Annotated in this window: 18 protein-coding genes and 2 tRNA genes; 6 read left to right on the top strand and 14 right to left on the bottom strand. The window is 72.0% G+C overall.

Going from position 1 to position 18,427, the window contains the following annotated elements; genetic code table 11:
• Positions 1-219 precede the first annotated feature (219 nt).
• Positions 220-2,427, top strand: coding sequence for an elongation factor G-like protein EF-G2 (locus AB0G59_RS15740; protein WP_360911815.1), 2,208 nt, complete (start codon positions 220-222; stop codon positions 2,425-2,427).
• 165 nt (positions 2,428-2,592) lie between these two features.
• Positions 2,593-4,251, top strand: a complete 1,659-nt coding sequence (locus AB0G59_RS15735) for a hypothetical protein (protein ID WP_360911813.1) — start codon at positions 2,593-2,595, stop codon at positions 4,249-4,251.
• Positions 4,252-4,271: 20 nt separating this feature from the next.
• Here AB0G59_RS15735 and AB0G59_RS15730 read toward each other — a convergent pair whose 3' ends face one another.
• The 6 genes from AB0G59_RS15730 to AB0G59_RS15705 form a co-directional block, all read right to left on the bottom strand.
• A complete protein-coding gene (locus AB0G59_RS15730; protein WP_360911811.1) occupies positions 4,272-5,495 on the bottom strand; it encodes a YncE family protein in 1,224 nt (407 codons plus the stop codon).
• Positions 5,492-6,310: a polysaccharide deacetylase family protein gene (locus AB0G59_RS15725; RefSeq protein ID WP_360911809.1), complete on the bottom strand. Its 819-nt coding sequence runs from the start codon at positions 6,308-6,310 to the stop codon at positions 5,492-5,494. The genes AB0G59_RS15730 and AB0G59_RS15725 overlap by 4 nt, the downstream gene beginning before the upstream one ends.
• A gap of 110 nt (positions 6,311-6,420) precedes the next feature.
• Positions 6,421-6,981 (bottom strand): HIT domain-containing protein, encoded by a 561-nt coding sequence (locus AB0G59_RS15720; protein ID WP_071966232.1) that lies wholly within the window; start codon positions 6,979-6,981, stop codon positions 6,421-6,423.
• Positions 6,982-7,178: 197 nt separating this feature from the next.
• On the bottom strand, positions 7,179-9,155 hold the full coding sequence (gene thrS / locus AB0G59_RS15715) for a threonine--tRNA ligase (protein WP_360911807.1): 1,977 nt from the start codon (positions 9,153-9,155) through the stop codon (positions 7,179-7,181).
• A gap of 97 nt (positions 9,156-9,252) precedes the next feature.
• The gene (locus AB0G59_RS15710; RefSeq protein ID WP_360911805.1) at positions 9,253-10,431 is read right to left on the bottom strand and encodes a hypothetical protein; all 1,179 of its coding nucleotides are present in this window, start codon (positions 10,429-10,431) and stop codon (positions 9,253-9,255) included.
• A complete protein-coding gene (locus AB0G59_RS15705; RefSeq protein ID WP_360911803.1) occupies positions 10,431-11,114 on the bottom strand; it encodes a DUF4365 domain-containing protein in 684 nt (227 codons plus the stop codon). The genes AB0G59_RS15710 and AB0G59_RS15705 overlap by 1 nt, the downstream gene beginning before the upstream one ends.
• Positions 11,115-11,280: 166 nt before the next feature.
• On the opposite strand from AB0G59_RS15705, the gene AB0G59_RS15700 reads away from it, so the two are divergent.
• Complete coding sequence (locus tag AB0G59_RS15700; protein WP_360911801.1) at positions 11,281-12,006, top strand: 3'-5' exonuclease; 726 nt, start codon at positions 11,281-11,283, stop codon at positions 12,004-12,006.
• A gap of 78 nt (positions 12,007-12,084) precedes the next feature.
• Here AB0G59_RS15700 and AB0G59_RS15695 read toward each other — a convergent pair.
• The 3 genes from AB0G59_RS15695 to AB0G59_RS15685 all read right to left on the bottom strand — a co-directional run bounded on the left by AB0G59_RS15695 (position 12,085) and on the right by AB0G59_RS15685 (position 12,904).
• Positions 12,085-12,156: transfer RNA gene (locus AB0G59_RS15695), tRNA-Val, on the bottom strand.
• Between the two features lie 169 nt (positions 12,157-12,325).
• A tRNA-Val gene (locus AB0G59_RS15690) sits at positions 12,326-12,397 on the bottom strand.
• Between the two features lie 75 nt (positions 12,398-12,472).
• Positions 12,473-12,904: a TIGR02611 family protein gene (locus AB0G59_RS15685; RefSeq protein ID WP_360911799.1), complete on the bottom strand. Its 432-nt coding sequence runs from the start codon at positions 12,902-12,904 to the stop codon at positions 12,473-12,475.
• Between the two features lie 191 nt (positions 12,905-13,095).
• Here AB0G59_RS15685 and AB0G59_RS15680 point away from each other — a divergent pair, with 191 nt between their 5' ends.
• Together AB0G59_RS15680 and AB0G59_RS15675 are read left to right on the top strand one after the other, a co-directional pair.
• The gene (locus AB0G59_RS15680; protein WP_003959770.1) at positions 13,096-13,509 is read left to right on the top strand and encodes an SsgA family sporulation/cell division regulator; all 414 of its coding nucleotides are present in this window, start codon (positions 13,096-13,098) and stop codon (positions 13,507-13,509) included.
• 210 nt (positions 13,510-13,719) lie between these two features.
• Positions 13,720-14,253 carry a CGNR zinc finger domain-containing protein gene (locus AB0G59_RS15675; protein ID WP_360911797.1) on the top strand — a complete coding sequence of 178 codons (534 nt, stop codon included), beginning with the start codon at positions 13,720-13,722 and terminating at the stop codon, positions 14,251-14,253.
• 24 nt (positions 14,254-14,277) lie between these two features.
• On the opposite strand, the gene AB0G59_RS15670 is transcribed toward AB0G59_RS15675, so the two are convergent.
• Together AB0G59_RS15670 and AB0G59_RS15665 are read right to left on the bottom strand one after the other, a co-directional pair.
• The gene (locus AB0G59_RS15670) at positions 14,278-14,418 is read right to left on the bottom strand and encodes a hypothetical protein (RefSeq protein WP_177338528.1); all 141 of its coding nucleotides are present in this window, start codon (positions 14,416-14,418) and stop codon (positions 14,278-14,280) included.
• Positions 14,419-14,486: 68 nt separating this feature from the next.
• Positions 14,487-14,936 carry a hypothetical protein gene (locus tag AB0G59_RS15665; RefSeq protein ID WP_071966239.1) on the bottom strand — a complete coding sequence of 150 codons (450 nt, stop codon included), beginning with the start codon at positions 14,934-14,936 and terminating at the stop codon, positions 14,487-14,489.
• A gap of 164 nt (positions 14,937-15,100) precedes the next feature.
• Between AB0G59_RS15665 and AB0G59_RS15660 the strand changes: the two genes are divergently transcribed.
• Positions 15,101-15,637 (top strand): DsbA family protein, encoded by a 537-nt coding sequence (locus AB0G59_RS15660; RefSeq protein WP_360911794.1) that lies wholly within the window; start codon positions 15,101-15,103, stop codon positions 15,635-15,637.
• Positions 15,638-15,641: 4 nt separating this feature from the next.
• On the opposite strand, the gene AB0G59_RS15655 is transcribed toward AB0G59_RS15660, so the two are convergent.
• From AB0G59_RS15655 to AB0G59_RS15645, 3 genes are read right to left on the bottom strand one after another with little or no spacing between them, the layout of a single operon-like run.
• Complete coding sequence (locus tag AB0G59_RS15655; protein ID WP_360911792.1) at positions 15,642-16,466, bottom strand: GNAT family N-acetyltransferase; 825 nt, start codon at positions 16,464-16,466, stop codon at positions 15,642-15,644.
• A gap of 40 nt (positions 16,467-16,506) precedes the next feature.
• Positions 16,507-17,328, bottom strand: coding sequence for an aminodeoxychorismate lyase (locus AB0G59_RS15650; protein ID WP_360911790.1), 822 nt, complete (start codon positions 17,326-17,328; stop codon positions 16,507-16,509).
• Positions 17,325-18,365 (bottom strand): chorismate-binding protein, encoded by a 1,041-nt coding sequence (locus tag AB0G59_RS15645; RefSeq protein ID WP_360911894.1) that lies wholly within the window; start codon positions 18,363-18,365, stop codon positions 17,325-17,327. Before AB0G59_RS15645 ends, AB0G59_RS15650 begins: the two co-directional genes overlap by 4 nt.
• Between the last annotated feature and the right edge of the window lie 62 nt (positions 18,366-18,427).

The raw sequence follows: 18,427 nt of genomic DNA, 5'->3' as shown, positions 1-18,427 counted from the left end.
GAAGGCCACCGGCTGGCCCATCGTAGCCAGGCCGCGGGGGCCGACCGCGCCGACGTCGCTCCCGCGGCCCATGGCGCAGGTCACGCCGGTCACGGCCGTCCGCCCCGGCGGGCTCACTCCGGGGGCGGGCGGTTGCGTGCGCGTGTGCGACGTATGGACGCAGCGTGACCACGGTGGAAAGCTCGAAGGACCGCAGGTGTCGACCGGGAGGCGAGACACATGGGCGAGAAGACGAGTACCCATCCAGGGGCCGCGGGCAGAGCAGTGACGGCCGACCGGCCGGGCGAAATCCGCAACGTGGTGCTGGTCGGCCACAGTGGCTCCGGAAAGACGACGCTGGTCGAGGCGCTGGCACTGGCCACCGGCTCGGTCAACCGGGCGGGCCGGGTCGAGGACGGCTCGGCCCTCTCCGACTACGACGAGATCGAACACCGCCAGCAGCGCTCGGTACAGCTGTCCCTCGTGCCCGTCGAATGGGCCGGAATCAAGATCAATCTATTGGACACACCCGGCTACGCCGACTTCGTCGGCGAGCTGAGGGCCGGTCTGCGCGCCGCGGACGCGGCCCTTTTCGTCGTCTCGGCGGCCGAGGGCGCCGAAGGCATCGCCGGCCCGACCCGCATGCTCTGGGAGGAGTGCGCGGCGGTCGGCATGCCCCGCGCCATCGTGGTGACGCACCTGGAGTCCGCCCGGGCGGACTTCGAGGAGATGACCGAGACCTGCCGGGACGCGTTCGGCGACGACGACCCCGACAGCGTGCTCCCGCTCTACCTCCCCCTGCACGGGGAGGAGGGCCCCGACGGCCACCGTCCGGTGGCCGGCCTCGTCGGGCTGCTCACCCAGCGCGTGTTCGACTACTCCTCCGGCACCCGGACCGAGGCCGCCCCCGGCCCCGACCAGCTGCCGCTGATCGAGGAGGCCCGCAACCGGCTCATCGAGGGGATCATCGCCGAGAGCGAGGACGAGACCCTGATGGACCGCTATCTCGCCGGCGAGGAGATCGACGTCAAGACGTTGATCGGCGATCTGGAGACCGCGGTCGCCCGCGGCCGCTTCCACCCCGTGCTCGCCGCGGCGCCCGCCGCGGACGGCGCCAAGCAGGGCCTGGGCACGGTGGAGCTGCTGGAGCTGGTCACCGGCGGCTTCCCCACCCCGACCGAGCGCGCGGCCCCCGTCGTCACCACGCCCGACGGAGCCCCGCGCCCGGAGCTGGTCTGCGACCCGGCCGGGCCGCTGGCCGCCGAGGTGGTCAAGACCGCCTCGGACCCCTACGTCGGCCGCATCTCCCTGGTGCGGGTCTTCTCCGGCACCCTGCGTCCCGACGAGACCGTCCACGTCTCCGGGCACGGCCTGGAGGACCGGGGCCACGAGAGCCACGACGTCGACGAGCGCGTCGGCGCCCTCACCTCGCCCTTCGGCAAGCACCAGCGCCAGCTGAACCAGGCCGTCGCCGGCGACATCGCCTGCGTGGCCAAGCTCGTCCGCGCCGAGACCGGGGACACCCTCTCCAGCCGCACCGACCCGCTGCTGATGGAACCCTGGCTCATGCCCGACCCGCTGCTGCCCGTCGCCATCCAGGCGCACAGCAAGCCGGACGAGGACAAGCTCTCCCAGGGCCTGGCCCGGCTGGTCGCCGAGGACCCCACGATGCGGCTGGAGCACAACCAGCACACCCACCAGGTGGTCCTGTGGTGCCTGGGCGAGGCGCACCGGGACGTGGCCCTGGAGCGGCTGCGCACCCGCTACGGCGTCCAGGTCGACGTGGTGCCGCACAAGGTGTCGCTGCGCGAGACCTTCGGCACCCGGGCGGCCGGCCGCGGCCGGCACGTCAAGCAGTCCGGCGGCCACGGCCAGTACGCCATCTGCGAGATCGAGGTGGAGCCGCTGCCCGGCGGCTCGGGCATCGAGTTCGTGGACAAGGTCGTGGGCGGCGCCGTCCCCCGCCAGTTCATCCCCTCGGTGGAGAAGGGCGTACGGGCCCAGGCCGCACGCGGCGTCGCCGCCGGCTATCCGCTGGTCGACGTGCGCGTGACCCTCCTCGACGGCAAGGCGCACTCGGTGGACTCCTCGGACGCGGCCTTCCAGACCGCCGGCGCCCTCGCCCTGCGCGAGGCCGCCGCCGAGACCCGCATCCACCTCCTCGAACCGGTCGCCGAGATCCAGGTCCTGGTCTCCGACGACTACGTCGGCCCGGTCATGAGCGACCTGTCCGGACGCCGCGGCCGCGTCGTCGGCACCGAGCAGTCCGGAGCCGGCCGCACCCTCGTGCGCGCCGAGGTCCCGGAGATCGAGATCGGCCGCTACGCGGTGGACCTGCGCTCCCTCTCGCACGGCACGGGGCGGTTCAGCCGCTCCTACGCCCGGCACGAGCCGATGCCCCCGCAGCTCGCGGACCGTATTCGCGAACAGGCGGAGAACGGCGCATAGTTCACAAGCCGCCCGCATCAACTCGGTTGGTGCGGGCGGCTTTCCGATCTCCCACGACAGACGGCCCCCGCCCCATTACGCTGAGCACGCGGCCCATGACGCAGTCCATGGGCGGTAGTCGGGAGCAGGCCGGCGCACCGGACGCGTACGGCATTGGGGGCATCAGTGGCAACAGGCGACGCGTACGACTTCAGCCCGGGTGCGCAGATCCCGGTCGCCGGCGGCGCGGGACAGACCGCGGCGACCCAGGCCCTGGCCTCGGCGGCCTACCGGGACGGCCCGGTCGAGGAGCTGCTCAAGGCCAACTCCGACTGGGCCAAGTCCGAGGTGAAGAAGCCGCTCATCTCGCTCTTCGAGCCCAACCTCGGCGAGGCCTTCGCCCGCGCCGTGCAGACCCGCATGCTCGGCGGCGGACGCAAGCCCCTCATCCAGTCCTTCGGCCTCGAGCCCCAGGTCATCGTCGAGCACTGCCTGGCCGCGTCCCGCATCCGCAAGGAGCGCGACACCAGGCTCACCATGATCATGGCGGTCTGCGGACTGCTCTTCCTGCCCGGCGTCCTGCTCTGGCTCGGCGCCTTCCAGCTGCGCCGCAGCCTGGCCGGCGCCCAGAACAAGCGCGCCGGGGCACTGGGCACCACCCTGCTCGTGGCCCTCGCCGCCGTCGTCGTGCTCTTCATGGTCAAGGCGCCGCTCAACGGCCTCCTGGGCATCTACCTCCGCGCCATGGTCATCGCCCCCCTCGTCGGCGGCTACTGGGCGAAGACCATCTGCGAGCGCACCGCCAAGGACCTGCGCGAGCGCTGGACCGGACTGCTCGACGGCGGCGGCGTCCCCGCCAAGATCCCCGAAGCAGTCCCCTCGACCCCCGGCCAGAGCGCCGCCGAGACGCTGCGGCAGAGCCTGGCGAAGCTGAGCGCCGAGCAGCAGAGCAACCTCGTCTTCTACGCCGGCCCCAAGGGCATACTCGGCATGGGCACCCGCTGGGGCAGCTGGCAGCTGGCCGAGGACCTCGTGCCCCTCGAGCCCGGCAAGGACATCAACCCCTTCCGCAGCTGGGACATCGCCCGGGCCGTGCACGACCAGCTCAAGCTGCTGGAGCGCACCCCCATCAACGCCGGCGGCCTCCCCCAGCCCCACGTCGAGCACTGGGTCGTCTCCCCCATCGGCGAGGGCGCCGGCGCCGTCTCGCGCCCCGGCGGCAGCGACGTGGCCTCGTACCAGATAAGGGGCGCCAAGCTCCAGGACATCTGCGACAAGCAGCACTTCGGCAGCGGCGACCGCCACTACCTCGGCGTCCAGTTCGTCCTCTGGGACGGCCAGCTGGTCATCAACCTGCTCATCAACGTCACCGTCCTGCACAAGACCCTGCGCATCGAGGTCACCGGCCACGCCCTCGGCCCCACCCACGCCGTCTTCAACGGCAGGCCCAAGAGCCGCACCAAGACCTTCAAAAAGGGCCTGAAGTTCTGGGAGACCTACACCCGCACCCTGCCCGTCGTCGAACCCCGCGAGGTCGTCCGGCTCGCCGCCCGCGCCCCCCTCACCTGGTACCCGCCGCTCCTGGAGTACTGGGGCGGCAAGCTCGTGCTGCCCGAGCCCTTCGGTCTGCGCCACGCCTGGGCCGACCAGCCCTGGCGCCACCGCTTCATGGCCGACGACGCCCTGCGCGCCGCCACCCCCGTGCTCCGCGTCGTCCACGAGGCCACGCTGCGCGTCCTGGCCGAGCACGGCGTCGACACCACCCGCTTCGCCAGCCGCGCCGGCAACCTCAGCGGCGCGGTGCAGGACCCCACACCGCGCCGGGCCGACGTCTACAACGCCTGAGGCCCCCGCTGGGCCACGCCCTACCGGAAGATCCCGGTGTGGCCCAGCGAGTACCGGCCCGGCTGCGGGTACACCGCCAGGCCGTGCGGGCCGTCGCCCACCTTGATCCGGGCGATCTGGTGCCCGTCCTGGGTGTCGATCGCATAGACCTCGCTGTCGTAGCGCCCCGACAGCCACAGCACCTTGCCGTCCGCCGACACCCCGCCCATGTCCGGGCTCCCGCCGTCCGGCAGCTCCCACTTCTTCACCAGCTTGCGGCTGGGCAGGTCCAGCACCGAGATCGAGCCCTCGCCCCGGTTGGAGATGTACATCGACTTCGAATCACGGCTCACATACAGCCCATGCGCGCCCTTGCCCGTCGGCATCAGCCACGGCTCGCCGAACTTGTCGCCGTCCAGCACCCACACGCCGTCGGCCATCATGTCCGCCACGTACCAGGTCCTGCCGTCCGAGGAGATCTTCACGTCCTGCGGCATCGCCCCGTCGAAGGGCAGCTTCTGCTTGTCGATCACCTTCATCCGGGCCGTGTCGACCTTCAGCAGCTCCCCGGAGAACTCGCACGAGACGATGAAGTACCGCCCGTCCGGCGAGAAGTCGGCGTGGTTGACCCCCAGGCAGTTCACGTGCTCGGTCTTCATCCGCTTCATCGTGTGCGCCTCCCGGAAGACCAGCTCCCGGTCCATCGACGCCATCACCACCGCGTATTTGCCGTCGGGGGTGAAGTAGAGGTTGTACGGGTCGTGCACGTCGACCGTCTTGCCCGGCTTGCCGGTGGCCGGGTCGATGGGCGTGAGCGTGTGCCCGCGGTCGTTGTTGACCCACAGCGTCTTCATGTCCCAGGAGGGGACGACATGCTGGGGCTGGTTGCCCACCGGGATGGTCTCGATGACCTTGTACGTCCTGGGATCGATGACGCTGACCGTGTCCGACTCCGTGTTGGGCACATACACCCGCGACGGGAAGTCCTTCACCACCGGCGACAGGGCGTTCGGCCGGTCCGCCGCGTACAGGTCGTTCGGATCCAGCAGCGGCGGCATCCCCGGCAGCCCCTGCGGGACCCCGCGCGCCGCGCCCTGACTGTGCGTGCCCTGTTGCGGCCGGCTCACTGCCCCCTCGTCCCTGCCGCCACCGCAGCCGGACGCCGCCAGCAGGGCGCAGGCCGCCGTCACGAGCGCGGCCGTGCGCACTCCACGTGTGCGGGAGGGGGTACGGGGACGGGAACGGTGATGCGAGAACGGGATCATCGGGTCAGCAGCTCCGTAGTCGTCACCGCACGCAGACCGCGGCGGTGGAGGCCGTCGAGGATCGCGGGCAGCGCGGCGACCGTGCCGGCGTGCCCGAAGTGCAGACTCACGACCGAGCCGGGCCGTACCGCGCCGAGCACGGTACGCCGGACCGCCTCGGCCCCCGGGTCGGTGAAGTCGAGGGAGTCCACGTCGTACGACAGGATGTGCGGGTACCCCGCCTTGCGTGCCAGACGCACCACCTCGTCGGTGGCCCGCTTCGCACGGGAGGGACGGAACCAGCGGCCGATGCCGCCCGTGAGCCTGCGCAGCCGGTCCGCGCACTCCGTGATCTCGGCGTAGGCGGCCTTGGCCGGCATCGAGCAGATGCTCAAGTGCCGCATCGTGTGATTGCCGAGCTCGTGCCCGCCGTCGAGCACCCGCCGCGCGAGCTGGGGCTCGGCGTCGAGCCACTGGCCGACGGCGAGCACGGTGATCCGGGCCCCGGCCCGTTCGGCCTCCGTCAGCAGCGCGGTGGTGGACTTCCGGTCCCCCTGGCCGTGGAAGGTCAGGGCCACCGCCCGGTTGTTGCGGGGACCGTGCTCGATCTGCACCGGCAGCCCCGACGGCAGCCTGGGCAGCAGCAGCGGCGGCCCGGGCGGCATCGACGGCCGGGCGGCCGCGGCAGCGGACGTCCCCGCGGCCGTCGGCGTACGCGCCCGCGAGCCGGTGGCCGTCCGGTCCCCGCCGCACCCCGAGGCGGCGGTCCCGGCGGCCCCGGCCATGGCGCTGCCCATGGCCGCGCGCAGCACGGTGCGACGGTGAAGGAAAGTCACCGTCCCATTAGAGCTTCTTTAGAAAGAATTGGTGTGATTTGCCCGATTTTGCTCGGGTGTGTCATGTCCGGTCGTCATACGACCACCATTCCGACAGCGTACGGCCACGACTAGACGGTCGGCCAGACGTCCGCGAGCATCTTCCGCGTGTCCGCGAGGAGTTGGGGCAGCACCTTGGTGTGGCCGACGACCGGCATGAAATTGGTGTCGCCACCCCAGCGCGGCACGATGTGCTGGTGCAGATGGGCGGCGATGCCTGCGCCGGCGGTCGTCCCCTGGTTCATCCCCACGTTGAAGCCGTGCGCCCCGGAGGCGGCGCGCAGCGCACGCATCGCACGCTTGGTGAAGTCGGCGAGCTCGGCCGTCTCCGCCTCGTCCAGGTCGGTGTAGTCGGCGACGTGCCGGAACGGCACGATCATGCAGTGGCCGCCGTTGTAGGGGTAAAGATTGAGGACGGCGTAGACGAGCTCGCCCCGGGCGATGATCAGCCCGTCCTCATCGCTCTTCGCCGGGATCGAGCAGAACGGGCAGCCGTCGTCGGCGCCCGGACCGGTGGGCTTGTTCTCCCCCTGGATGTACGCCATCCGATGGGGCGTCCACAGGCGCTGGAAGGCGTCCGGCGCCCCCACTCCGAACTGCTGCTCCGGCTCACTCGTCATGCGGGCAAGCATATTCCCCGGGGCGGACACGACGAGGGGCGGCCCTGGCGGGCCGCCCCTCTAACCCCGCGTGGGCGGGGAGCAACGTCGTAGGCAGGTGCGGCCCACGGCAAAGGTCGGGTTCACCCCCGCCTGCGCGGGGAGCAGGTCGTCATCTGCCAGGTCCGACCGATGGCGTCCGGGTCACCTCCGCTGACGCGGAGAACACGTCACACCTGTACGCGGCGCTCCACCACGTCAACGAGCTTCGCGATCGCCTGGTCACGCGGGATGCCGTTCTCCTGCGAACCGTCGCGGTAGCGGAAGCTCACCGCACCGTTGGCCACGTCCTCGTCACCCGCGATGATCATGAACGGCACCTTGGACTTCTGCGCGTTCCGGATCTTCTTCTGCATGCGGTCCGAGGAGGCATCCACCTCGACCCGCAGGCCCTTCTTCTTCGCCTCAGCGGCGAACTCCTGCAGGTACTCGACGTGCGCGTCGCCGATCGGGATGCCCGTCGCCTGGACCGGGGCCAGCCACGCCGGGAACGCACCCGCATAGTGCTCCAGCAGGACGGCGAAGAAGCGCTCGATCGAGCCGAACAGCGCACGGTGGATCATGACCGGGCGCTGCTTCGTGCCGTCGGCGGCCGTGTACTCCAGGTCGAAGCGCTCCGGCAGGTTGAAGTCCAGCTGGATGGTCGACATCTGCCAGGTGCGGCCGATGGCGTCACGCGCCTGCACCGAGATCTTCGGGCCGTAGAAGGCCGCGCCGCCCGGGTCGGCGACGAGCTCGAGGCCCTGCTTCTCCGCGACCTTGCGCAGGGTCTCGGTGGCCTCCTCCCACGCCTCGTCCGAGCCGACGAACTTCTCGGGGTCCTTCGTGGACAGCTCGAGGTAGAAGTCGTTCAGACCGTAGTCGCGCAGCAGGTCCAGGACGAAGGTGAGCGTCCGGTCGAGCTCCTCGCCCATCTGCTCACGGGTGCAGTAGATGTGCGCGTCGTCCTGCGTGAAGCCGCGGGCACGGGTCAGGCCATGCACGACGCCCGACTTCTCGTACCGGTACACGGTCCCGAATTCGAACATGCGCAGCGGCAGCTCACGGTAGGAGCGTCCCCGGGCGTCGAAGATCAGGTTGTGCATGGGGCAGTTCATGGGCTTGAGGTAGTAGTCCACGCCCTCGTCGAGCTGCATGGGCGGGTACATGCCGTCGGCGTACCAGTCCAGGTGACCCGAGGTCTCGAAGAGCTTCCCCTTGGTGGCGTGCGGGGTGTAGACGAACTCGTAGCCCGCCTCTTCGTGCTTGCTGCGGGAGTAGTCCTCCATGACACGGCGGATGATGCCGCCCTTGGGGTGGAAGACCGCCAGGCCCGAACCGATCTGCTCAGGAACGGAGAACAGGTCGAGCTCGTTGCCGAGCTTGCGGTGGTCGCGCTTCTCGGCCTCGGCCAGGAACTCCAGGTGCGCCTTCAGCTCGTCCTTCGACGGCCAGGCGGTGCCGTAGATGCGCTGCAACATGGGGTTTTTCTCGCTGCCGCGCCAGTACGCGGCGGCGTTGCGCATCAGCTTGAACGCCGGAATCATCCGGGTCGTCGGCAGGTGCGGACCGCGACACAGATCGCGCCAGCACAGGTCGCCGGTCTTCGGGTCGAGGTTGTCGTAGATGGTGAGCTCGCCCGCGCCCACCTCGACGTCCGCGCCGTCGTCGTGCGAGGCCGAGCCCTTGAGGCCGATCAGCTCGAGCTTGTACGGCTCGTCGGCCAGCTCCTCGCGGGCGGCGTCGTCGGTGACGACGCGGCGCGAGAAGCGCTGACCGCGCTTCTGGATCTCCTGCATCTTCTTCTCGATGAGCTTGAGGTCATCGGGAGTGAAGGGCTTCTCGACGTCGAAGTCGTAGTAGAAGCCGTCCTTGACCGGCGGGCCGATGCCCAGCTTGGCCTCGGGGAAGAGCTCCTGCACGGCCTGGGCCATGACGTGGGCCGTCGAGTGGCGCAGGATGTTGAGGCCGTCCTCGGAGGAGACCTCGACGGGCTCGATCTCCTCGCCGTCGGCGACGACGTACGCGAGGTCCTTCAGCTCGCCCGCGACGCGCGCGGCGACGATGGTGCGCTCACCGGCGAAGAGGTCGGCCGCCGTAGTGCCCGTCGTCACCACGCGCTCTTCCCGCTCGGAATCGCGTTGGATGATCACACGGACGTCTGACACCGGTCTCTCCTGACGTATGGGGCGCTGCAGTGGTCACTGCGCGCCTGAATCGTACCGAGCCCGGCGCACTGGTCGCTAAACGGTTATCCAGGGTCCGTCATCCGGCGTCGTGCTTCTCCGCGAACTGGTCGAGGTTTTCGTGCAGGGACTTCAGCAGCCGGTCCCGCTCCGCCTCGTCGACCCGGACGGGCAGCACGCCGCCGGCGTCGGCCAGCCGGCGGAAGCCGGCCCGGCTCTCCAGCCGTCCGCTGACGGTGACGGCGAGCCCGGCGAGGTGGGCGTGGCCGGCGATGCGGTAGTCGTCCTCGGCGAGGGTGGCCCGTACCTGGGTGACGTCCGCGCCGGTCAGGACGCGCAGCCGCACCGTGCCCGGCCCGCCGGGCGCCTCGCGGCGCATGCGGACCACGGTCGCGGTCAGCCGTACGGGCACCGAGGGCTCGTCCCGTACGTACCGGGCGCCGGCCTCGCGCAGCGCGGGCAGGTCGCCCGGGGAGAACTCGACGGGTTCCGGGCGGGCGGCGAAGCCCTCGGGCGGGCCCGCGGCCGGGGCCCACTCCACTCCGACGCGTATCCCCTGCGCGCCGCCGACCAGGGCGACGAGGGCCTCGGTGAGCTCCTGGGACACCCCGGCCTCGACCGCGGCGTCGAAGGCGTCGGGGCGGCCGGTGGCGCGCTGGTAGTCGGTGGCGTCCCGGGCCGCCTGCAGGGCGCGCAGCAGCGCGGTCACCAGGGGGCGGCCGCCCTCGGTGACGGCGCCGACCGGGGGCTCGACCGGGACGAAGACGGTGAGCCGGCGGCCTTCGGGGTCGGGCCCGACCAGCAGGGGGTCCAGGGCCGCCTCGGCCTGCCGGCGGCTGCGGGCTCCGTGGTAGCCGGCCCGGCCACGGGCGGCCAGGGCTCCGGCGAGCAGGAGGGCGCGGGCGCCGGACCGCAGGCGTTCCTGGGCGCTCCACGCGGCGGCCGGGGCCCCGGGCTCGGGGATCTCCCGCCACCAGCGGATCTCGTCGCTGGGCCGGTGCAGGGCCAGGAGGATGTCGCGGGCAGAGGGCGCGGCGCTGCGCTCGAGGGCGGTGAGGGCCTCGGCGAGCAGGTCGGCGCTGTCGGGGAAGGCGCGGCCGACCGGCACGAGGAGGCTGGTGCCGGTGCCCTCGGGCGGGGTCCAGCGGCTGTAGCGCCCGGGCTCTCCCCCGCGCCGGCGCCAGCCGTGGCGCGCCAGGAGGGCGCCGAGGACGGCGGGGTCGGGGTGGTGCCGGGGGTCTTGGGTCGGCCGGTGCATCAGGGTCTCCCTCCCGCCCCGACCCGGGTCATGATCTCGCAGAGTGCGCGGTCGTCGAAGACGCGAGAGGTCGGGATCCGCACGGTGGTCCTGCGCCGGCCGGTGACGGGGTGGCCGGCGAGGTTGGTCCAGTAGCAGCAGTGCCGCAGTGCGAGGTGGTCGTGGCCGGCCCGCAGCCAGTCGTCCCGGGCGCGCGGCACGATCATCACGACGAGGATCTTGTGGACCGACACAGGGGTGCGGGCGAGCTTGGCCAGGTGGTCGTTGTCGAGGGTGAAGGCGAAGGTCGGCCCCGGGGGCGGGAAGGGGGCCGGCGTCAGCGGAGGGCGGGGCTCCGGCGGGTGTGCGGGGGCGTGGGCGGCCAGGTGGCGCGGCGGGCGGGGGGCGGGTGAGGGCGCGGGGGTGAGGGGTCCCAGCTGGTAGGTGCTCTTGAGCTGGACCTTGATGGTGACCTCGTCGTCGGCGGTGTGGCCGGGGGCGCTGTGGCTGACGTGCCAGTCGATGCCGTTGTCGGGGAAGGGCTGGGCGAGGGAGCAGCCGGCGGCGGCCGCGACGGCGTGCAGATAGCCGACCTGGAGGGTCTCCATGCACGCGGTGGTGGCGAGGGTGCCGCGCGGTGGTGCCATCGGCCCGGGCGGCCGGCTGCTCGTGGGCGTGGCCGGGTCGGGCTGAGCGAGCGCCATGTCCGAAATACCTTCCGGGCTCGCCGGTTTTTGGGTCGTACATCTGTGTTGTCTCCACGCGAACTACCCGGCAAACAGCGGCGGTTCGGGCGACGGGGTGGCCGGGTATCACCTGAGCGGGGAGGGGAAACACGCCATTTGCCGTACAAGCGCGAGGAGTTGTGTCATGCAGTGCTGGTTCGAGGGGCCGTTGGCCGCCTTCGACACCGAGACGACCGGGGTCGACGTGGAGCGCGACCGGATCGTCTCGGCGGCTTTCGTGACGCAGTCGCAGGCGGGGGCCTCGCCGATGGCCACCCGTTGGCTGGTGAATCCGGGGGTGCCCGTGCCCGCGGAGGCGACTGCCATACACGGGCTGGGGGATGAGCATCTGCAGCGGTACGGCCGGTGGCCGGCGCCGGTGATGGAGGAGGTGGCGCGCGCCCTGGCGGGGCACGCGGCACGGGGCATACCGCTGGTCGTGATGAACGCGCCGTTCGATCTGACGCTGCTGGACCGGGAGTTGCGCCGGCACCGGGCGTCGACGCTGGCGTCGTACCTGGGGGGCGGGGCGCTGTGCGTGATGGACCCGTGGGTGCTGGACAAGCATCTGGACCGCTACCGCAAGGGCCGTCGCACGCTGTCGGATCTGTGTGCGCAGTACGGGGTGGAGCTGGCGGAGGCGCATGACGCGGCGGCGGACGCGACGGCCGCGATGGAGGTCGTGCGGGCGGTGGGGCGCCGGTTCGCCTCGCGTCTGGAGCGGCTGAGCCCGGCGGAGCTGCACACGCGGCAGGCGGTGTGGCACGCGGCGCAGGCGCGGGGGCTGCAGGCATGGTTCGCGCGCAACGGCTCGGACGAGGAGTGCGATCCGGCATGGCCGCTGCGGCCGGGGCTGCCGGCCGCGGCGTAGGGGTGGCTCGGGGCATGAGGAAGGGACGGCAACGCGGAAGGCCGGCCCATCAGTTGATGGGCCGGCCTTCCGGACATGTGGGCGATACTGGGATCGAACCAGTGACCTCTTCGGTGTGAACGAAGCGCTCTCCCGCTGAGCTAATCGCCCGGGAGTGTCTCGGGGTTTCCCCCGGGAACGCACTGAACAATACAGGTCGCGGCGGGTCTCGTTCAAATCCCGTCCGGGGGTGCTTTCCGGCGGGCCCCCGAGCCCCTCTCCGGGGACGGAAAAACCGAGGGTCCGCGAAGTGTGTACCTCGCGGACCCTCGGTGTGATGTGGGCGATACTGGGATCGAACCAGTGACCTCTTCGGTGTGAACGAAGCGCTCTCCCGCTGAGCTAATCGCCCGGGCGCACCGCAAACATTACCGCATGTCAGGCGGTGCCCAGAACCACCCGTGCCTGGTCAGGGGCCGGGCGGTGGTCAGCGGGACACCTTCCAGGGCATCTCGATGCCGTACTTGGCGACGTAGACGCCGACGAGCGCGGCGACGATGACGAGCCCGATCACGGTGAGCGTGATGTTGCGGCGCCGGACCTTGGGGTCGAGGGCGCGGTGGGCAGCCTCGGTGACCTTGCGCTTGGTCCAGCGGAGCACCAGCTGGGCCCAGACGAACTCGGTCGCCCAGATGGCCATGCCGCCGAAGATCACCAGCCAGCCGGGGCCGGGCAGGGGCAGCATGACGATCCCGGCGGCGACGACGGCCAGGCCGACGACGAAGACGCCCACCTGCCAGCTCAGGTGCAGGGTCCGGGACCGCTTGACGAAGTGGGGGGCCCGGGAGCCGAGGGGCTTTTCGGGCTCGTCGGTACCGTCCGCAGCGGCGGGTCTCTTCTCGTCACTCTCCGCGTTCATACGGCCCAACGTACCCGACGGTCCCGAAGTCACCGGTTCGGCCGTACGTGCGCCGCGACGACTGGGCCGTACGAGGTATACGAACGACCTCAAAACGGTCAGAGGGGTTTACAACGGCACCGTAGGTGGCATGTCGATTTCGCCGACGTGCGAATCCCCGAGCGCACACTGAGCGAAAGGCCCTGGCGCTTATGAACACCACGGTCAGCTGCGAGCTGCACCTGCGCCTCGTTGTGTCGAGCGAATCCTCACTGCCTGTACCCGCAGGCCTGCGGTACGACACGGCCGATCCCTATGCCGTGCACGCCACCTTCCACACCGGAGCCGAAGAGACGGTCGAGTGGGTCTTCGCCCGGGACCTGCTCGCGGAGGGCCTGCACCGGCCCACCGGAACCGGCGACGTCCGCGTCTGGCCCTCCCGCAGCCACGGCCAGGGCGTCGTCTGCATCGCCCTGAGCTCGCCGGAGGGCGAAGCCCTGCTGGAGGCCCCGGCCCGGGCCCTGGAGTCGTTCCTGAAGCGGACCGACGCCGCGGTTCCACCGGGCACCGAACACCGTCACTTCGATCTGGACACCGAGCTCTCCCACATCCTGGCGGAGAGCTAATGCCGGGCCGGAGCTGATCCGGGCGCGCCGGCCCACTCGGGGAGGCCGCGCGCCACATCCGGACATCTCGCATACGGCACGACGACGGCGCCGTCGCCGCGGATCCACCGCGGGCGACGGCGCCGTCGCGTTGCGGAGCCGCTAGAGTCTGCTCCCCGCGGTCGAACACTTGCCGCCCTACCTCCATCCGGCCAGGGAGCGAAACGTTCCGTGCTGATCAATCACGACACCCGGTGCACGCTCGACGCCATCGTCGATCTGCTGAACATGGACCTCGACGCCCTGGGCGCGCTGGAGGGCTTCGTCGAGCGCCACGACATCAGCGGCATCGACACCCTCGGCGAGCCGGACCTGGCCGCCGTGCGGTCCATACGCGACCGGATCGTCCAGGTGTTCGACGCCACGGAGACCCGGCAGGCCGCGGAGCTGCTCAACGCGCTGGTGGCCCAGGCGGGCACCACGCCCCGGCTCACCGACCACGACGGCTACGACTGGCATGTGCACTACTTCGCGCCCGGCGCCTCGCTGGCCGAGCACCTGGCGGCCGACGGCGGCATGGCGCTGGCGTTCCTGCTGGTGGAGGGCGAGCGCGAGCGGCTGCGGCGCTGCGAGGCACCGGATTGCGGGCGCGCCTTCGTCGATCTGTCCCGCAACCGGTCGCGCCGCTACTGCGACGGCCGCACCTGCGGGAACCGGCTCCACGTCGCCGCCTACCGGGCGCGCCGCCGGGGGGCCTCGGACTGACGGGCGGCGGGTGGTGGGCGCCCCTCACCACCGGTAGAGGTCGTGCACGGCGGTCACGAGGATCAGTGTCGCGATGAAGGCGAGAAAAAACATGAGCGGCGGCTGGGAGAGAGCGAACAGACAGCCGCGCGGCTCGTCGGTGATCTGGGCCGGTTCGTCGTTCATCTCCGACAGATCATGGCGCAGCCCCGCCGGGCGGACTCACCAACGTGTCACTCGTGAGGGGGAGTTGTTCAGATTCCGTGTTTTTTGAGGATCGCTTCGATATCGGAGAAGTCCTCTTCCCCGCCGCCCGAGCCCCGCGTCCCCCTGCTCTTGGGGCGGTCCGCCGTACGGGCCGGGCCGAGCGAGGGCGCGGAGGCGGCCGGGGCCACCGCGGCGCCCCGCTCGCCGGCCGCGGCCTCCCGGCGCTGCTTGCGGGTGCCGCCGGTGCGGCGGTCGGCGGCCCGAGTGATCATGAACAGAAGCGCGGAGAGCGCGAGCACGCCGAAGCCGGCCCAGACGGTGGGCTTGAACACCAGGTCCGTGACCCAGTCGACGATGCCCGTCATGACGAGGCCGACGGGGATCAGGGACCAGGCCGCTATCCGTGCGGCACTGCGGAAGCGCTTGCGGTAGGCCGTCAGCAGGGCGATGCCCAGGCCGGCCGCGGACACCGCGGCGCATACGGTCGAGGTCAGCATCCGGTCCTCCTGCCGATGGTGGCTCCTGCATCCATCCTGCACCTGCCGCGGCGGACGGTGCCACGACCGGCCGGGAGATCGGGGAGAACTCCGGGTCGCCTCAGGGTCGCCTCCACCCACGGACCGAGCTCACCGCTGTGCGTACGGGCTGGAAGACTGGCCCCATGAGCAATAGCGACACCCCCCGCCCCGTCCGCCCCGTGCTGGACGTCTGGTGCGAGCTGCAGTGCCCCGACTGCCACCGGGCCCTGGACGACCTGCACGCGCTGCGCGCCCGCTACGGCGACCGGCTCGAGATCCGGCTGCGGCACTTCCCGCTGGAGAAGCACAAGCACGCCTACGCCGCCGCACAGGCCGCCGAGGAGGCCGCCGAGCAGGGGCAGGCGTGGCCGTACGCCGAGGCGGTGCTGGCCCGCACCGAGGAGCTCGGCGCCCGGGGCGAGCGGCTGCTGACGGAGATCGCCGGCGAGCTGGGCCTGGACGCCGAAGAGGTGGACACCGCGCTGATCGACGGGCGCCACATGCTGATCGTCGACGCCGACCAGGCCGAGGGCAAGGCGATCGGGGTGACCGGCACGCCCACGTACGTCATCGACGGCGAGCGGCTGGACGGCGGCAAGAGCCAGGAGGGGCTGCGGGAGCGCATCGAGGAGATCGTCGACCGGCTGCTGGCCGGCCAGGACGGCGCCGACCCGGCCTGACCGGCTAGTGCAGCACCTTGTACAGGTGGATCTGCGTGGGCTCGTAGCCCAGTGACGCGTACAGCCCCAGGGCCGGGGTGTTGTCGGCGAAGACGTTGAGTCCGAGGGCCCGGGCCCCGGCCGCCAGGCTCTCGCGCTCGGCGAGCAGCATCAGGGTGCGGCCGTGGCCCCGGCCGCGGTGGCGGGCGTCGACCTCGACGCCGAAGACGAAGCCGTCCTCGCCGCCGGGCAGCGACAGCCACAGGGTGCCCACGTCGGCGCCGTCGTGCGCGAGGACGCGCAGCGCCGCGCCGGGGGTGGCCGCGCCGGCGGGCAGCAGCGCGGCGTGGTCGGCCCGGGCCTTGGCCTCGGCCCGGTCGCGGGTCACGCCGCGCTCCACCCAGCTCTCGGCGTACCTGGCCTTCGCCGTCCGCTGCCACGGCTCGAACTCCGCCTCGGTCATGGGGCGGGCGGCGCTGCCCGCCGGCAGCTCGGGCGCGGCGGCCAGCGGCTTGCTCATGTTGCGGTTGCGTTCGACGTAGCCGAGCGCGCCCGCCAGCGCCAGGGCGGTGGCCGCACCCGCCGGGACGCTCACCGTGATCTGCGCGCACCCCCAGCCGCGCAGCACCTCCTCGGCGGCGAGCGCGGCCACCGTGCCGCGGCCGCGGTGCCGGTCGCGCTCGTCGATGGCGAGGTGGGCTATCAGCCCGAAGCCGGGCCCGAAGCGCGGGTCCGTGGCGAGGTCGATCCTGCCGACGGGCCGGGCGTTGACGCAGACCTCGTACGAGCGGGACCGGCCGCCGTCGTCGGTGCGCTGTTCGGGTGCGGTGGGCCGCAGGGTGGTGGTCACGTTCGTGTTGTACCGGCCCCGCGGCCCCGCGTCACCCTGTTTACGGATCGAGGTCCGCGGTGGCGTGCTCGTCGAAGATCCGCATGGCCTTGGCGGTCACCGGGCCCGGGGCGCCGGGCAGTTGACGGCCGTCGAGGGTGTGGACGGCCTGCACGTCGCGCAGGCTGGAGGTCAGGAAGATCTCCTCGGCGCGGTCCAGGACGTCGAGGGGCAGGTCGGTCTCCTTCGCGCCCGTCCACTCCACGACCAGGGCGCGGGTGATGCCGGGCAGACAGCCGGAGGAGAGCGGCGGGGTGTGCAGCTCTCCGTCGAGGACGACGAAGACGTTGGATCCGGTGCCCTCGCAGAGCGCGCCGACGGTGTTGGCGAACAGCGCCTCGGTGGCGCCCTGTTCCCTGGCCCGGGCGAGGGCGACGACGTTCTCGGCGTACGAGGTGGACTTCAGGCCGGCCAGCGCGCCGCGCTCGTTGCGGGTCCAGGGGACGGTGACGGCGGCGGTGGTGTCGGCGTAGCGGGAGGTCTCGGCGAGGGCGACGACGAGGGTCGGCGTCGCCGTGCCCCGGTCCGAGCCGAGCGGGGAGACGCCGCCTGTGTAGGTGATGCGCAGCCGGCCGAGCGGCATGGGGTTGGCGTCGAGCACCGCCGCGCAGGCCCGGCGGATCTCGTCCAGGTCCGGCTCGGGCAGGCCCAGGCCGCGGGCGCCGGCGGTGAGGCGGGCGAGGTGACGGGTCATGGCGAAGGGCCGGCCGTCGGTGGTCTTGAGCGTCTCGAAGAGACCGTCGCCGACCGTGAGCCCGTGATCGAAGACCGAGAGCTGGGCACTGTCGGCGTCACACAGTGCGCCGTTGAACCAGATTCTCACCGTTTCGTCCCTCCTAGCGGCTGCTGTGCCGCCGACGCTATCGCGAGGAGCCGGGACGCCTTCAGTTCGGTCTCGGCCCACTCCCGCTCCGGGTCGGAGCCCCAGGTGATGCCGGCGCCGGTGCCGAAGCGCAGCACCGGGCCGCCGGTGGCCGCCCGGTCGATCCAGAACGTGCGGATGCCGACGGCCAGCTCGCCGGTGCCCCGGTCCGCGTCGACCCAGCCGACGCCGCCGCAGTACGGGCCGCGCGGCGCGGTCTCCAGGGCCTCGATGATCCCCAGGGCGCTGGCCTTGGGGGCTCCGGTCACCGAGCCGGGCGGGAAGGTGGCGGCGAACAGCTCGGCCCAGCCGGCCCGCTCGTCGAGCTCGCCGCGGACGGTGGAGACGAGGTGGACCAGGCCCGGGTGCTGTTCGAGCGCGCACAGGGCGGGGACGGTGACGGTGCCGGTGGCGCAGACGCGCCCGAGGTCGTTGCGGACCAGGTCCACGATCATCACGTTCTCGGCGTGGTCCTTCTCCAGCAGGTCCTCGGCGGTCCGGCCGGTGCCCTTGATGGGGCCGGACTCCACGGTGCGCCCGTCGCGGCGCAGATAGAGCTCGGGGGAGGCGGTGGCCACCTCCACGCCGTGGGCGGGCAGCCGGACCGTTCCCGCGTAGGGGGCGGGGTTGCCCCGGGCGAGGAGGGCGGTGAGGGCGTCCACGTCGGCGGCGGCCGGGTCGGGCAGGGGCGCGCTGAGCACGCGGCAGAGGTTGGCCTGGTAGACCTCGCCGGCCGCTATGTGCTCGCGTATGCGCCGTACGCCCGCGGTGTAGGCGGCCCGGTCCAGGGAGCTGGTCCAGTCCTCCGGCGCGGGGCCGCGCCAGCCGTCCGGCACGGGCGCGGGGGCCGGGGCGGGGCGTACGTCGCCGAAGCGGGCACAGGTGAGGTGTCCCTCGAAGTCCGCGACCACGGCCCACCAGCCGGTGGAATCCAGGGCCGCCGGGTCGCTGGTCACATCGCGCAGATCGGTGGCGAGGAGGCCGCCGAAGCGGGCCATCGGGGAGATCGTCGGGGGGAGGCTGTGCACGTCATCGAGTCTATGGCGGCACCCGTGGAGAT

It is taken from the genome of Streptomyces sp. NPDC021096, from assembly GCF_040641275.1.
GTDB lineage: Bacteria > Actinomycetota > Actinomycetes > Streptomycetales > Streptomycetaceae > Streptomyces.
Note: the sequence above shows the minus strand (reverse complement) of the source record. Positions and strands in the feature narration are given on the sequence as shown.